Raw genomic sequence first — 16,158 nt, forward strand, 5'->3', positions numbered from 1 at the left:
TGCCATAATCTGGATTTGCTGTTTTAAGCGAGTACCGAGTGTTTTTGACTCATGCTCCCACAGCCTATATTTCGCTCTTTATGCGCGGAATCTGGAAATGGTTACATTAAAAACGGGTTCATTTTAGCGAGAACCCTATAGATTCGATGCATAAAGTGCGTTAAGCCGGGAGATGTAGATGAAATGCCCAAAGACCTTAGTGGATTCACTTAATTAAGTGAAGTCCCCTCAGTTCACCTGGGAAAGAGGGGTTTAGTTCATGGTTATGGGCAGGTTCCGTCATTTAACGGCTATCGAGCCATTCTTCTAATGACTAACCCTGATGTATAGAGAACAATCCCCGTTAATATCAGGCTTAGTGTTCGGTAAATATTGGGCGTTGAGGCTGCATCATAAATCAGGGCTTTGCCGGCAGCAAAACTTAATACAATTAAAACGGATTTCGCCATAATAAGATCATTTTTAATGTATGAGAAGGAAAGGACTATGAGTGCATAAATAAGCCATGAGCCAGAAACAGCAAGAGAGCCATAGTTAATGGTCATTTGATAAAGGGCCATGATACACAAAATGTGAGCTGCTGCCAGAATGGAATAGATGTAGTTCTTGTTTTTAATTAAGGCATTATAATGTTTTATGATTACAAACCAGAGACTCAAAAACGAGATCCATGAAACGACTGCCCAGGGTAAATTAAATTGCAAGAGCAGATGGCTCAGCATATTGAGATACTCAATTCCCAAAATTGAAGATAAGGCAATAATAGGAAGAATTTTAATATTACTTATGCTTTTTAAACATATCTTCTCATGGAGCTGGCTATATCCGATAACAATGATCACAAATAACCAGGGCTTGATTTCGGTGGGTAACAGTTCCAGATATATGGAATGGAAGAAAACCAGGGTAACAAAGGTTAAAACGAGACCGCTACTGGACAATATACTATCGGGTGATTTTCTTTTAGCAGAGAGATTCAAGCCAACCAAAAAAGCGGCTGCAGCAATTGAAACCAAAGATGCGAGGGCTGGGTTCATTCTGCTGATGTAATAATATTCCATAGCATAAAATACCAGAAGCACCGGGAATAAACTCCAGGATTCCTTTACAGTGAGTGCATTATGGGTAAGACGTGTATAAAAATAAGTTGCCATGGAAAAAATAAGAAAATTTAGGGCCAGTGCACTTGCTATGATTGCATTCATATGCAAATTCAATCCTATAATTGCAGTAATCGAGATAGCCAAATAGGATGAGATTACAGTTAAAGTACGAGATTGCACCCATATTGAAAGAGTCGCAAAAGTTAAAGAACAAATGATGAAATAATACAGAGAGAACAATGCATTAGTATCAACGTTAGTGACAAATGGGGCACTATAAGCTCCGATTGCAGCGATAATAGCATAAATGTCATGTTTAAATTGAATATAAAACCAAAGCGAGATGGCAGTAATAATACAGGTTATGGCAATAACAGTTTGAAAGGATATAAGAAAATAAAATTGAAATGCAGCAAAACAAGTCAGATATAAAATGGTTGACCCGGCTGCTGGTAGAAAACTGGCATATAATTTATCAGTATTAGAAATTAAAATTCCGGCAGCAAACAGAGCCAATCCTAGTAATGAAGCAAGACCCAATTGTTTTTCATGGGTAAGCCAACCCGAGTCAATGGATAACTTAAAGATAAATCCAGCGGCCAGAATAAAACAAATCGAAGAGACTACGCCTAGCAAGTTTCCGGATATTGGTTTGGGAGTAACCTTAACCTCTTCTTGAAAGGTTATTTCTGCAGGTGGCTTATTAATTTCCAGTTTGCTTTCAAGAGTTGATATTCTTGATTGCAGCTCTTCTATCTTTTTTTCCAGCAATAGTGAAGACATGAATGTACCTGATTGTCATTATTTTATTGATTTTAGAACACTATCAAGGGTTAGTGGAAGATATTGAACCAATGATTTTAAAAATAAAGATTAAAGTGACCTTTACTCCAAATGGTTCCACACTCTTGGCTGTGTAAAGAATTGACCTGCAGATGCATGCTAAAAACTCTCTATGAACGATTTCGCGCTTTACTTTGTAGTGCTATTCCTTCTGGGTGCGATATAAATAAATCGAAAGCCTGTTTTTGTCTTTTAAAAAAAAGTTTACACTGGTGTAAATGAAATTAAGAGACTGGTGATAATGAATTATTTACTTGCCATAGATCAGGGAACGAGCAGTACTCGAGCTATGCTATACACTCTACAAGGGGAATTGGTTACAAGCAGTCAGTATACGCTCACTCAATATTATCCATATCCCGGATGGGTTGAACACGATCCAGAGGAGATTTGGCAAAAAACTTTATCGGCTGTCCGTGATGTAGTGAACCGTGTCGATGCTCATCAAATACTTTCTTGTGGTATTACCAATCAAAGAGAGACTACAGTAATCTGGAACAAGAAAACGGGAGCCTGTTTGGCTCCAGCAATAGTTTGGCAAGACAGGCGCACTGAGGATTATTGCAATTCTTTTTCCAAGTTTGCTTTGATGATACAGGAAAAAACAGGATTGCTCCCAGATCCTTATTTTTCCGCAAGCAAATTACATTGGCTCTTGGCACATATTCCAGAGGCAAGGGAGTTGGCGTTAAACGGTGATTTGGCTTTTGGAACGATTGACAGTTTTTTAATATGGCGAATGAATGATGGCAACAAGCATTTAACCGATGTGACCAATGCCTCAAGAACCATGTTATTTAATATCCGAAATGAACAATGGGACCCAGAACTATTGGAGCTTTTTGACATCCCGGAATCCGTATTACCTTCGGTATGTGCCAGTGACGGGTACTTTGGCGTTATCAATAGCAAGTGGTTGGGTTATGAAATTCCTATTAACGGAGTAGCAGGAGATCAGCAAGCCGCATTAATCGGTCAAGGTTGTTTTGAGGATGGCATGGTTAAAGCTACTTTTGGTACAGGTGGTTTTTTATTGCTGAATACAGGCAAAAATCCCGTTCTATCACAGCATAAATTACTCACTACTATTGCCTACAAAATTAAAGACACCATAGCTTATGGATTGGAAGGCAGTATTTATCATGCCGGTACGACGGTAAAATGGTTACGTGATGAGATGAAACTGATTTCCAGTTCCAGTGAAACGGAAATCTTGGCTCAAAGTCTGGAGAGTAATGACGGTGTGTATTTCGTATCTTCCTTTACAGGTTTAGGTGCTCCTCATTGGGTATCAACAAAAGGCGCTGCAGTATTCGGGCTATCGCGTTCCACAAACAGAGCTCATTTTGCAAGAGCTGCATTGGAGGGGGTTTGTTACCAAACCCGTGAAGTTTTAAGTTGTATGCGAGAAGACAGTCGTTTGGATTTGACTTTATTACGCGTGGATGGAGGAATGGCGGTTAACCAATGGTTTTTGCAGTTTTTAGCGGATCAATGCCAACTCACTGTTCAAAAACCCAGAGATATTGAAACAACAGCAAGAGGTGCTGCTATTCTCGCTGCTGTTGGGTATGGTGTATTTGATTCATTGTCTGCGGTGCATCAAGTATGGGATACTGAACAAGAGTTGAAACCGAAAAGAAATATTAACGAGGTAGAAAGGGATTTTGACGGATGGAACAGGGCATTGATCCGTGTTAAGTCCGAAATTTAAATGAATTATTGTACATGGTATCAGACTGTGGTTGCCCTTCAAAAATTAATAAAAGGAATTAAGATGAATTCTAGAAATCGTACATTAAGCGTACTGTTTACTGCCGCTTTCATGCTTTTAAATATTGATGTCTATTCGATGATCGATAAAAACTGGATTGATACTGAAATTAATAATTTTGCTAAAGATCATCCCGTTAAGGCTATGGCCTACGGTTTATGGATCAATGGCAAACCAATTAGCATTAATGCTCTTGGCCAATCCATGACTGCCGTTCCTGCTACAACAGCGATGCATTTTAGAATTGGCGGTATTACTGAAACAATGTTAACAACTCTGTTGATGCAAATGGTTGAACAAAAGATCGTTAGACTGGATGATAAAGTGTCTCGTTGGTTTCCCGATCTTCCTAATGCAAATCGAGTCACTTTGAAAATGTTGGCGAATAGCACCAGCGGTTATCCTGACTATGTGTACAATAAGAAATTTATTGAGGTAAGTACCAAACATCCTTTTAAGCAGTGGACTGATAATGAGATCATTCAATACGCCATGATGGATTCCCCAGTATTTCAACCTGGAACAAATCAAAAATATTCTCATACGGATTATGTTCTATTAGGCGATATATTAAGCCGAGCAAGCCATAAATCGCTTAAAGAATTATACCAGTCTGATATTCTGGATAAATTGGATTTAACCCATTCTCAATTCATTCGTACCGCCAATATTCCATGCCCTGTATTGCACGCCTTCAGCCAGGATAGAGGAGTGTACGAGGATTCTACTTTCTGGAATCCTTCCTGGACTTCATTTGGGGCAATGATCTCAACCATAAATGATTTGGGGGTTTGGGCAAATGCATGGATGAACGGGAGTATGCTGACCGAGGAGTCGTCTAAAATATTACGCGCTCCAGATACAGTTTGCAAAGGGACAAATAAACGTGATGCCTATTTCGCTATGGGTTTTGTTGTGATTAATCACTGGCTCCTTCAGAATCCCAGTTTTGGTGGATACAGTGGAATATTCACTGTTCTTCCTGAAAAGAAATTAGTTTTTATTGCTTTTAATACGACGAAAAAATCCAGGGAAGATGCTGGTAACTTAAGTATGAAATTGTGGAAATCATTAGCTCCCAAGCTCGCACCTGAATTTCCAATTCCAACTTTAGGGCACCATTAGGTGCTCATGAGGCTTATGTAATAGGAGCTTTAAGGGATGATGATAAACCCCCACAATATGTGGGGTAGAAGAAAACAAAGTCAAAAACAAAATATTACCCATATTACGCAGTGTTAATACGGGTATTGAATGTCGTTATTGGTTAAATAACATCGCGGTTTTTTTCGCCAGTATACAATTGACGTGGTCTGCCAATTCGTGATTTGCTGGCAACCATTTCCATCCAGTGACTCATCCAACCAACAGTACGAGCCAAAGCAAACACTACAGTGAACATGTTTGTTGGGATACCTATAGCACTTAAAGTCAAGCCTGAGTAAAAGTCTACGTTTGGATACAGCTTTTTCTCAATGAAATAGTCGTCTTCAAGAGCGATACGTTCCAATTCCATGGCCAATTTAAACAGAGGCTCATCTTTTGCACCTACAGCTTCAAGGACGTCATAGCAGGTTTTACGCATGACTTTTGCTCGCGGATCATAGCTTTTATATACTCTATGACCAAAGCCCATCAATCGGAAGGGATCGTTTTTATCTTTTGCACGCTTGATATAATGCTCGATTCGGCTGACATCACCGATCTCTTTTAGCATATTTAAACACGCTTCATTCGCACCGCCATGAGCAGGTCCCCATAATGCGCCGATACCAGCTGATATACAGGCAAAGGGATTTGCTCCGGTAGAACCTGCCAGACGTACTGTGGATGTAGACGCATTTTGTTCATGATCTGCATGGAGAATGAATATAGTATCCATAGCTCGCACTAAAACAGGATCGGGAGTAGTGTCTTCAGATGGAACACCAAACATCATATGCAGGAAATTTTCAGCATAAGACATTTTATTTTGCGGATACATATAAGGCATGCCTGTGGAGTATTTATAACTCATAGCTGCCAGAGTAGGCATTTTGGCCACCAGGCGAATAGCGGATATAAAACGGTCATGTTCATTATTCAAATCCATGGAATCATGGTAGAACGCTGAAAGCGCTCCAACGATACCAACCATAATCGCCATTGGATGAGCATCGCGTCGGAAACCATTCAAAAATTGATACATTTGTTGATGTACCATTGTGTGGTTGTTGATTAGGCTTACAAAAGATTTCTTCTCCTCAACATTGGGTAATTCACCATTGAGCAAAAGGTAGCTGACGTCCAGAAAATCTTTCTTTTCAGCTAATTGTTCTATTGGATAGCCTCGGTACAGTAAAATTCCCTGATCACCATCGATAAAGGTAATTTTCGATTCGCAGGAGGCCGTTGATAAAAAACCTTGATCAAAGGTAAACACGCCGTTAGAACCAAGCTGGGTAATATCAATTACGTCATTTCCCAAGGTTGGACTGTAGATGGGTAATTCAAGCGTGTCTTGACCTTCAATACTAAGTTTTGCAGTCTTTTGTGTCATTGTGTCTCCTGATTAATTTCATGCATTATCAGCATTCTTACTTTCGGTAGTGCGCGGAACTATATAAAAATGGGCACTTACAGTCAATTTAAACATCAAGTTCATCTTTAAAATGCCATGAATTAAGCTAAGATGAATGTTTTAAATCGAATAAATACTAATCATATCATCCCATAAACTAATTATGGTTTAGATTTTTATAGATGAACAGAAAAATCTGAGGGCATCAAGTGAAATTTTATAAAAATGCCTATTTTATCACCTAAAAAAAAAAGCAGTCGCTTACAAAGATTCAAGATGATTCAATTACACCCGTCGGTATGGTATTCTCTTACCCAAAATTAATATTAATCATCGAATAAGGATACGTCCAAATCATGGTTTATTTAGCCAAAGAAGTCTTACCCGTAAATATTGAAGACGAATTAAAACAATCCTATCTGGATTACGCGATGAGCGTCATAGTAGGTAGGGCTTTGCCTGATGTACGTGATGGGTTGAAACCCGTACACAGACGTGTACTTTATGCTATGAGTGAATTGGGTAATGACTGGAATAAACCTTATAAAAAATCCGCACGTGTTGTCGGGGATGTCATCGGTAAATACCATCCGCATGGGGATACGGCGGTTTATGATACCATCGTGCGTATGGCACAGCCTTTTTCAATGCGATATCTCTTGGTTGATGGACAAGGTAACTTCGGTTCCGTTGATGGTGATGCTCCCGCTGCCATGCGATATACGGAAGTTCGTATGTCTAAAGTGGCACATGCATTACTGGCTGATTTGGACAAAGAAACCGTTGACTTTAGTCCAAACTATGACGAAACAGAATTTGCACCTGTTGTTTTACCATCGCGCATTCCCAATTTGTTAGTCAATGGCTCCTCTGGAATTGCTGTAGGTATGGCAACCAATATACCACCGCATAACTTGACAGAAGTAATTAATGCGTGTGTTGCCTTGGTTGATGATCCGGATACAAGTCTTGAAGATATTATGGATATCATACCCGGTCCGGATTTTCCAACTGCTGCGATAATTAATGGTCGCGCGGGTATTATACAAGGTTATCGTACCGGCAAGGGGCGGGTTATTATTCGTGCCCGAACCGAAATTGAAACGGACGAGAATTCAGGCCGTCAGGCAATTATTATTCACGAGCTACCTTATCAGGTTAATAAAGCTCGTTTGGTAGAGCGTATTGCTGAACTGGTCCGAGATAAGAAAATCGAAGGAATTTCCGGACTTAGAGATGAGTCTGATAAACAGGGCATGCGTGTTGTTATTGAATTAAAAAGAAATGAAGTTGCAGATGTCATTTTAAATAACCTGTTTGCTCATACCCAAATGCAAAATGTTTTTGGTATAAACATGGTTGCGCTGGTAGATGGACAGCCACGTACCCTGAACTTAAAACAGATACTGGAGTATTTTATTAAGCATCGTCGTGAAGTAGTGACTCGACGTACCCTTTTTGAATTGAAAAAAGCCAGAGCTCGTGCGCATTTGTTGGAAGGTTTAGGCATTGCATTGGCAAATATAGATGAAATGATTGCTCTAATTAAACAATCGCCAACCCCGCAAGAGGCGAAAGAGGCATTACTAGCTAAATCCTGGCAACCTGGTCTGGTTAAAGCAATGCTTGATAAAGCCGGTTCCAATGCATCAAGGCCTGATGATTTAACTGATGAGTTCGGTTTAAACGCAGACGGATACAGATTGTCAGCAGCTCAGGCACAGGCGATACTTGAATTAAGATTGCACCGGTTGACCGCTCTTGAACAGGATAAAATTCTGAATGAATTTGAAGAGCTATTGAAGTTAATTAAAGAGCTATTGGATATTCTGGCATCTCCAGAGCGATTAATGCAGGTGATTCGTGAAGAATTAATTGATATTAAAACTCAGTTTGGTGATGAGCGACGTACTGAGATAACTGCTTCTCAGGAAGATTTAACCATAGAAGATTTGATCACTGAAGAAGACGTGGTGGTCACTTTATCTCATCAAGGCTATGTAAAATATCAGCCCATATCCGCATATCAAGCCCAGCGTCGGGGCGGTAAAGGAAAATCTGCAACTCACGTTAAAGATGAAGATTTTGTTGCGCGTCTTGTTATTGCAAGTACACATGATACCTTATTGTGTTTTTCTAACCACGGTAAACTCTATTGGTTAAAAGCATATCAGCTTCCTTTGGCTAGCCGCATTTCACGTGGACGTCCGATAATAAACATCCTTCCACTAGCAGAAGGTGAAGAAATCAATGCGATGCTTCCTGTTCGTGAATACACAGATGGGTCTTATGTATTTATGGCAACCAAAAAAGGAACTGTCAAAAAGGTACCTCTGGATGCCTTTAGTCGTCCGCGCTCAAACGGTATTATTGCTGTAGATTTGGATGAAGACGACAGCTTGGTCGGTGTCGATATAACTGATGGTGAACGTGACATCATGCTGTTCACTGATGCAGGAAAAGTCATACGTTTTGCTGAAAGTAAAGTACGGCCGATGGGGCGCACTGCTCGTGGAGTGCGAGGAATTAGAATTGAAGAGGGACAAGAGGTTAAATCTCTTGTTGTTGTTCATCCAAACGGTACTATTTTAACTGCCACAGAAAATGGATATGGAAAACGCACGGATATTGACGAATATCGTGTATCCGGTAGAGGTGGGCAAGGTGTTATTTCAATTCAGGTCACCGAGCGAAACGGTAAAGTAGTCCGTTCAATACAGGTTACTGATGGCGATGAAGCGATGTTGATTACCGATAAAGGAACATTAGTGCGCTTTAAGGTCAATGAGCTATCCGTTATCGGGCGAAATACTCAAGGAGTCCGTTTAATCAACGTCAGTTCTGGAGAGTTGGTTGTGGGCATGCAAAAAATTGAAGATTTGGGTGAAGAGACTGAGGAATTGGAAGAATCAGCAACCGATACTGAAGAAAATAACGATGAACACCAGGATTTATAATTTTGGTGCAGGACCAGCAATGCTCCCTGAGCCAGTTCTTAAAGCGGCTCAGGAAGAACTACTTGATTGGCACAACCTCGGAATGTCTGTTCTTGAAGTAGGCCACCGTACTATCCATGTAATGGATATGCTTGAGTATGCTGAACAGTCACTCAGACAATTGCTTGGTATTCCTGACAACTACCAGGTTCTTTTTCTTGGTGGCGCAGCTCGTACTCAGTTTGCCATGATCCCTATGAATTTCTTACATCCCGGGGAGCAGGCTGGATACCTGGTTAGCGGCATTTGGTCTCACATGGCTTTTCAGGAAGCGAGCATGTTAAAAAATGCCTACTGTTGCTTCAATGAAGAGTCAAAAGGTTATCAATCAATACCTGATCCTAAAAGTTGGGAAATAAAAAATAATACTCAATATGTGTATTACACTCCTAACGAAACGGTCAATGGAGTCCGGTTTCCTTTCATCCCCAAGACTGGCAGTATCCCCTTAATTGCTGATATGACCTCGTGTTTGCTTAGTGAACCACTTGATATCAGGCAATATGGATTGATTTTTGCCGGAGCTCAAAAAAATATTGCCAATGCAGGTTTGACATTGATAATCGTGCGCAATGATTTGTTAGAACGGGAAGCCAATCCGGTCATACCCACGATGTTAGATTATAGAACTCAGGCAAAGCATCATTCGCTTTATGCCACTCCTCCTGTGTTCAACTGTTATCTTGCAGCCAAGATGTTTGATTGGATTCGGGATCAAGGTGGGGTAGAAGCATTATTTCGTTTAAATTGCTTAAAAGCCGCAAAATTATATCAATTTCTTGACGCCTCTGACTTTTATACGACGACTATAGACAGAGAAGCACGTTCCCTCATGAACGTTTGCTTTTCTCTGAAACAACCGTCTTTGGAAGAGCAATTTATTGCATTGGCTGAGCAGCGCGGTTTATGTGCACTAAAAGGTCATCGGTATGTCGGGGGGCTTAGAGCCAGTTTATATAATGCAATGCCAATGGCGGGTGTTGATGCTTTAATTGATTTCATGACTGAATTTGCAAAGGAACATAACCAGTGAGCAGACTGAATTTTGTAAGTCACCCCGTCCATTCAATCAAGGGTGAACTCCATGTCCCAGGCGACAAGTCTATATCCCATCGCTCAATTATATTTGGTGCGATAGCCCAGGGTATTACTGAAGTGCAAGGTTTTCTTGATGGCGAGGATTGCATCGCTACAATCAAGGCATTCCAATCAATGGGAGTCGCTATTGAGGGACCTCATAATCAGCGAGTGCTGATTCATGGTGTTGGAAAACATGGTTTAAAAAAACCGGCTCGTATCATAGATTGTGGCAATTCAGGAACCAGTATGCGGTTGTTAGCAGGTTTACTTGCCGCGCAGGATTTTGACAGCACATTAACAGGGGATGAAAGTTTATTAAAAAGACCCATGCTTCGTATTAGTAAACCCTTGAGCCAAATGGGTGCCTCTGTAAATACTCATGAAGGGAAACCCCCAATCACTATTAAAGGTGGGCAAAAATTAAAGGCAATTGACTATGTTATGCCTGAGGCCAGTGCGCAGGTGAAGTCCTGCATCTTGTTAGCGGGTATTTATGCCGAGGGAACAACACGAATTACAGAAACCGGTGTGAGTCGAGATCATACAGAGCGGATGTTAAAAACATTTTCATATCCTGTAAGAAACGACGGGTATACCATAGAGATCAACGCAAATGGAACGTTACAGGGTACCGACATCACTGTTCCTGGCGACATCTCCTCAGCTGCCTTTTTTATTGTTGCCGCAACAATTATCCCTGGTTCAAATATTATCATTCGTAATGTCGGGATCAATCCTACTCGTATCGGAGTCATACATATTTTAATGGAAATGGGAGCCGATATAACTCTTGTGAACAAGCGATTTCATGGCGAGGAGCCTGTCGCTGATCTGTGCATAAAATCTGCAAAACTGCAAGGAATTAACATTGCTGAGGAGATGGTACCTCTTGCAATAGACGAGTTTCCTGTATTGTTTATCGCCGCTGCCTGTGCTGATGGAGTAACTACTCTTCGCGGTGCTAAAGAGTTACGTTTGAAAGAGAGTGACCGCATTGGATCCATGGCAAAAGGATTAGAACAGTTAGGTATTGATGTGTGTGTATTTGATGACGGAATACAGATTAAAGGCGGGATGCTCAAGGGCGGCGTAGTGGACAGCTTTGGCGATCACCGCATTGCAATGTCTTTTGCAATCGCAGGCGCAGTAGCTCAAAACCCCGTAACTGTCCTTAATTGCGCCAATGTAGCCACTTCATTTCCTGATTTTGTAACAACAGCCAATACCCTTGATTTTAGAATAGAGGACATAATTGATAATGTTTGATAAAAATGTACCCGTGATTACGTTGGATGGACCTAGTGGAACCGGTAAAGGAACGATTTGTCATTTGCTTGCGAAACATCTTAATTGGAATATGCTGGACAGTGGCGCTATTTACCGTGTTCTTGCCTATGCAGCCAGACAAAAAGGACTGGACTTTAATGATATCAATCCTTTGATTGATTTGGCAGTGACTCTGGATTTACGTTTTGAATCCTCTGAACTGAATGAAACCAAAGTCATTCTAGATAATAAAGATGTGTCACAGCCTATTCGTAGTGAACAATGCGGTCAGGATGCTTCGAAAATTGCGGTGATTCCTGAGGTAAGACAAGCTTTACTTGAACGGCAACGAGATTTTGCCCAGCTTCCCGGTTTGGTTACTGATGGAAGGGATATGGGTACAGTGGTATTTCCTGACGCTATTTTGAAAATATTTCTCTACGCAAATGAGGAAGAAAGAGCAAATAGACGGTATTTACAGTTGAAAGATAAAGGAATTAATGTTAGCCTCGCCCAGGTTGTTGAAGAACTGGTTAAACGTGATACAAGGGATACCGCACGGACTCATGCTCCGCTGAAACCGGCAGAGGATGCAGTGCAGATCGATACAACTGGATTATCAATTGTACAAGTGTTCAATAATGTATTAAAATTATTGGATGAACGATTGAAAAGTTTATAGAGTGTTGTTTGTTGGGGGAAAGGTGAGCGGAACTCATTCTTTCATTTTTTTACTAAAGAGTTTATTAACATGTCTGAAAGTTTCAAAGAACTATTTGAGCAAAGTATTATCGGCGCTCAATTTTATCCTGGTGCGATTATTACTGCCAAAGTTATTGGTATAGATGATGACTACGTCACTTTAAATGCTGGATTAAAATCCGAAGGTATTGTAGCCGTAGAAGAATTTTATGACAAAGATGGCGCACTGGAAATTAGCCTGGGTGATACTGTCGAAGTGGCATTGGATTCAGTTGAAGATGGCCACGGCGAAACGCTGCTTTCAAGAGAAAAAGCCAAACGTCAGGAAGCCTGGCGTAAATTATCCAAATCCCATGAAAATAATGAAACAGTTACTGGTCTCATTTCTGGCAAAGTCAAAGGTGGCTTTACCGTAGAAATTGGAACCATACGTGCATTTTTACCTGGTTCGTTAGTAGATGTTAGACCTGTAAGAGATCCTTCTTACCTTGAAGGTAAAGAACTTGAATTCAAAGTAATCAAGATGGATCTGAAGCGAAACAATATCGTTGTTTCTCGTCGTGCAGTTGTCGAGGAAGAAAGCAGTGCAGACAGACAGGCTCTGCTTGAGTCACTGCATGATGGCCAAGAGCTTCATGGTATCGTTAAAAATCTTACCGATTACGGTGCATTTATCGATCTGGGTGGCATTGACGGCTTGTTACACATCACTGATATTTCCTGGAAACGTGTTAAACATCCAAGTGAATTATTATCAGTAGGCCAGGATGTTAAAGTAAAAGTATTGAGTTTTGATAGCGAAAGAAACCGTGTTTCTTTAGGTATGAAACAATTAGGCAATGATCCTTGGGTTGATTTGGTAGAGCGTTATCCCTTAACCAAACGTTTACAAGGTAAAGTAACCAACATTACTGATTACGGTTGCTTTGTTGAAATTGAAGAAGGCGTTGAAGGTCTGGTACACATGTCCGAAATGGATTGGACCAACAAAAACGTTCATCCAAGTAAAGTCGTTTCAATGGGTGATGTAGTCGATGTTATGGTTCTTGAAATTGATGAAGACAGACGTCGTATCTCTTTAGGTATGAAGCAATGTGTTGGCAATCCTTGGCAACAATTTGCTGCATCTCACAGCAAAGGTCAAAAAGTTAGTGGTAAAATTCGTTCAATTACTGACTTTGGTATCTTTATTGGCCTGGATGGAGAAATTGACGGTCTGGTTCACTTGTCTGATATTTCCTGGACTGTACCTGGCGAAGAAGCAGTGAAACAATTTAAGAAAGGTCAGGAGTTAGAAGCAGTTATTCTGGCTATTGATCCTGAGCGTGAGCGTATTTCTTTAGGCTTAAAGCAGCTTGAAGGGGATAACTTCACCAGTTTTGCTGATTCATACACTAAAGGTGCCATTGTTAAAGGTACTGTAACAGCAGTTGATGCTAAATCAGTTACTGTTGCATTAGCCGATGACATTACCGGTACTATTCGTGCCAGTGAGCTTTCTGATGAACGTGTTGATGACGCCACCACTCTTGTTAAAGAGGGTGATGAAATTGAAGCCAAAATCATCAATGTTGACAGAAAAAATCGCTCAATTAGCCTTTCTGTTAAAGCTAAAGATGCACAAGATGAAGCTGAAGCAATTAAGAAATACTCAAGAGCTGAAGGTACTTCAACAACTCTTGGTGATTTATTGAAAGAAAAAATGGCCAGTAAAGAAGGCGAATAGTCTCTAAACGGTCACAACATAAAAAAGCGTAGTTATTGACTACGCTTTTTTTATTTAAAAATAAGGGGATGTAAAAACTGCTGAAAGTCAGTTTATTAAGGTCTGTTGACAATTCAAGTTTCGACGTCCCGCGACTTGTTCGCGGGATCCAATTCACTCTTTATAGGCGCAATATATTCTTGTTTTGCGCACGGTCTATCGATTCCGCGAACCAGTCGCGGAAAGTAGGCTTGAACATAATGAATTGTCAATAAACCTTAGTACCATTCAATTATATTAATTTAAATGGTGTCGTTATATACCGAATCTGCACCATTTAATTAAGTGATAATTCCATTTATTTAAAGTTCATTTCAACTGACTTATTTGAAATGATCATGTTATGATGAGGCAGTTTGAAGATACAAGGATTCCTGAATGCGCATATTAATGCTGGTTACTTATATTGTACTAATTATTATTGGTGTTAGTTTTGCTGCTTTAAATGCTTCTTCGGTCGCTGTGAACTTTTATTTTAAAACAGTGTCCATGCCTATATCCGTATTGATGACAGTCATGTTGGGTGTTGGTATATTTATAGGATTTATACTGTTTATCGGCAGATATTGGCGTTTAAAAATTGAATGTCATAGAATAAAAAATCAATTGAAACTTACTGAAAAAGAAATTAAAAATTTACGATCTATTCCTTTACAGGATCAACATTAATTCCTTTATTACCAGGAACTCGATATGCAAAGAGAGGGAAATTAATAAATGATTAATTTATGGCCACTATTATTGCCTGCTGCTGCCTGGTCAGGATGGTGGGTCGCACATCGTAGTAATTCTGAAAAAAATACTCATGTATCTAACCGTTTGTCTCGAGAATATGTTGTTGGATTAAATTATTTATTAAACGAACAATCGGATAAAGCCGTAGATATATTTATTAAATTACTGGAAGTTGATAGTGATACTGTAGAAACTCATTTGGCATTAGGCAGTTTGTTTCGTCGGCGTGGTGAGGTCGATAGGGCTATCCGAATCCACCAGAATTTGATTGCACGCCCTCAGCTTAGTATCTTACAACGAAAAGAGGCGTTAATGGCTTTAGGCCAGGACTATATGAGCGCAGGAGTGTTTGATCGCGCGGAACGCATATTCCTTGAGGTTGTCGAATTAGGGGGAAGCAAGGAAACCAGTAGCTTGCAAGGGTTGTTGGCTATTTACCAACAGGAAAAGGCTTGGGAAAAAGCATTGGATGTTATTAAAAAACTGGAAATTTCAACTGGGAACAGCTTACACAATCAGGCCGCACATTATTACTGTGAAATGGCGAGTCAGGCTTTAAAAGTCAATGCTCTGGATAGAGCATTATATTGTATTAAACAGGCAATGAATGTTGACTCACAATCAGTTAGAGCCAGTTTAATGAATGCAAGTATCGAAATGAAAGAGGGAAGATACAAACAAGCAATACGCTCTTTAAAGAGAGTGCCTCTTCAAGATGCTGAATTTTTGACTGAAATTATTGAACCTTTGGTTTTCTGTCATAAGGAACTGGATACAATGGCAGATTGTATTCATTATCTGGAACAGACTCTGGTTGAACATCCCAGAGCCTCTGTGATTTTCGTCATTGCTGAATATTTACGCCAGACTAAAAATATGGATACCGCAATTGATTTTGTTGCAGATAAACTGAGCAAGCATCCTTCAATTCGGGGATTAAATCGATTGATTTATTGGCATCTGGAGTCTGCTCATGGAAAAGTACGCGATAAATTACAGATGCTTTATGATATTACAAGTAAATTTTTAGACAATAAACCTGTTTATCGATGCGGTCATTGCGGATTTGGTGGCAAACATTTGCATTGGCATTGTCCAAGTTGTAAACAGTGGGGTAGAATGAAACCAATTCATGGTTTAGAGGGTGATTAGGATAGGTTTGCTTTTGAATTTCTTTATTGGACTTATAAAATAGGCCGATTTTGAGAGAGTAACTTTTAAAATACGGTGAACTGAGCATTCTCAAGGCAACGAGCGATTTTTTCTAAGCGCGTGATTCTTGGACAGTTTTAGAAGATTTGCCAATGCGTTAAGGAAGTTCCTGACTGGATGGT

At 40.1% G+C, this 16,158-nt stretch carries 11 protein-coding genes; 9 read left to right on the forward strand and 2 right to left on the reverse strand.

Annotated features, from left to right (window positions below; genetic code table 11):
• Positions 1-290: 290 nt before the first annotated feature.
• Positions 291-1,886 (reverse strand): DUF2339 domain-containing protein, encoded by a 1,596-nt coding sequence (locus tag G543_RS17765; protein ID WP_051190677.1) that lies wholly within the window; start codon positions 1,884-1,886, stop codon positions 291-293.
• A 301-nt stretch (positions 1,887-2,187) separates the two neighbouring features.
• Here G543_RS17765 and glpK point away from each other — a divergent pair, with 301 nt between their 5' ends.
• Both glpK and G543_RS17770 read left to right on the forward strand, forming a co-directional pair.
• Positions 2,188-3,660, forward strand: coding sequence for a glycerol kinase GlpK (gene glpK, locus G543_RS0110810; protein ID WP_028384522.1), 1,473 nt, complete (start codon positions 2,188-2,190; stop codon positions 3,658-3,660).
• Positions 3,661-3,723: 63 nt separating this feature from the next.
• Positions 3,724-4,845 (forward strand): serine hydrolase domain-containing protein, encoded by a 1,122-nt coding sequence (locus tag G543_RS17770; RefSeq protein ID WP_162145891.1) that lies wholly within the window; start codon positions 3,724-3,726, stop codon positions 4,843-4,845.
• A gap of 142 nt (positions 4,846-4,987) precedes the next feature.
• Here G543_RS17770 and gltA read toward each other — a convergent pair whose 3' ends face one another.
• Complete coding sequence (gene gltA / locus G543_RS0110820) at positions 4,988-6,259, reverse strand: citrate synthase (RefSeq protein WP_028384523.1); 1,272 nt, start codon at positions 6,257-6,259, stop codon at positions 4,988-4,990.
• A 377-nt stretch (positions 6,260-6,636) separates the two neighbouring features.
• Here gltA and gyrA point away from each other — a divergent pair, with 377 nt between their 5' ends.
• The 7 genes from gyrA to lapB all read left to right on the forward strand — a co-directional run bounded on the left by gyrA (position 6,637) and on the right by lapB (position 15,976).
• The gene (gyrA, locus tag G543_RS0110825) at positions 6,637-9,237 is read left to right on the forward strand and encodes a DNA gyrase subunit A (RefSeq protein WP_028384524.1); all 2,601 of its coding nucleotides are present in this window, start codon (positions 6,637-6,639) and stop codon (positions 9,235-9,237) included.
• A complete protein-coding gene (serC, locus tag G543_RS0110830) occupies positions 9,218-10,309 on the forward strand; it encodes a 3-phosphoserine/phosphohydroxythreonine transaminase (RefSeq protein ID WP_028384525.1) in 1,092 nt (363 codons plus the stop codon). Before gyrA ends, serC begins: the two co-directional genes overlap by 20 nt.
• A gap of 5 nt (positions 10,310-10,314) precedes the next feature.
• Positions 10,315-11,622, forward strand: a complete 1,308-nt coding sequence (gene aroA / locus G543_RS0110835) for a 3-phosphoshikimate 1-carboxyvinyltransferase (protein WP_028384526.1) — start codon at positions 10,315-10,317, stop codon at positions 11,620-11,622.
• Positions 11,615-12,304 carry a (d)CMP kinase gene (cmk, locus tag G543_RS0110840; protein ID WP_035922085.1) on the forward strand — a complete coding sequence of 230 codons (690 nt, stop codon included), beginning with the start codon at positions 11,615-11,617 and terminating at the stop codon, positions 12,302-12,304. Before aroA ends, cmk begins: the two co-directional genes overlap by 8 nt.
• A 69-nt stretch (positions 12,305-12,373) precedes the next feature.
• A complete protein-coding gene (rpsA, locus tag G543_RS0110845; protein ID WP_028384528.1) occupies positions 12,374-14,050 on the forward strand; it encodes a 30S ribosomal protein S1 in 1,677 nt (558 codons plus the stop codon).
• A 417-nt stretch (positions 14,051-14,467) separates the two neighbouring features.
• Complete coding sequence (locus G543_RS0110850) at positions 14,468-14,758, forward strand: LapA family protein (RefSeq protein WP_028384529.1); 291 nt, start codon at positions 14,468-14,470, stop codon at positions 14,756-14,758.
• Between the two features lie 48 nt (positions 14,759-14,806).
• Positions 14,807-15,976: a lipopolysaccharide assembly protein LapB gene (lapB, locus tag G543_RS0110855; RefSeq protein WP_028384530.1), complete on the forward strand. Its 1,170-nt coding sequence runs from the start codon at positions 14,807-14,809 to the stop codon at positions 15,974-15,976.
• The last annotated feature ends 182 nt before the right edge of the window (positions 15,977-16,158 follow it).

This window comes from Legionella moravica DSM 19234 (genome assembly GCF_000423305.1).
GTDB classification, from domain to species: Bacteria; Pseudomonadota; Gammaproteobacteria; order Legionellales; family Legionellaceae; genus Legionella; species Legionella moravica.

Excerpts from the sequence above, each read along its gene's own strand:
- G543_RS17770 (WP_162145891.1), top strand. The coding sequence starts at position 3,724 with ATGAATTCTAGAAATCGTACATTAAGCGTACTGTTTACTGCCGCTTTC.
- serC (WP_028384525.1), top strand. The coding sequence starts at position 9,218 with ATGAACACCAGGATTTATAATTTTGGTGCAGGACCAGCAATGCTCCCT.
- gltA (WP_028384523.1), bottom strand. The coding sequence starts at position 6,259 with ATGACACAAAAGACTGCAAAACTTAGTATTGAAGGTCAAGACACGCTT.
- cmk (WP_035922085.1), top strand. The coding sequence starts at position 11,615 with ATGTTTGATAAAAATGTACCCGTGATTACGTTGGATGGACCTAGTGGA.
- glpK (WP_028384522.1), top strand. The coding sequence starts at position 2,188 with ATGAATTATTTACTTGCCATAGATCAGGGAACGAGCAGTACTCGAGCT.
- lapB (WP_028384530.1), top strand. The coding sequence starts at position 14,807 with ATGATTAATTTATGGCCACTATTATTGCCTGCTGCTGCCTGGTCAGGA.
- gyrA (WP_028384524.1), top strand. The coding sequence starts at position 6,637 with ATGGTTTATTTAGCCAAAGAAGTCTTACCCGTAAATATTGAAGACGAA.
- G543_RS0110850 (WP_028384529.1), top strand. The coding sequence starts at position 14,468 with ATGCGCATATTAATGCTGGTTACTTATATTGTACTAATTATTATTGGT.
- rpsA (WP_028384528.1), top strand. The coding sequence starts at position 12,374 with ATGTCTGAAAGTTTCAAAGAACTATTTGAGCAAAGTATTATCGGCGCT.
- G543_RS17765 (WP_051190677.1), bottom strand. The coding sequence starts at position 1,886 with ATGTCTTCACTATTGCTGGAAAAAAAGATAGAAGAGCTGCAATCAAGA.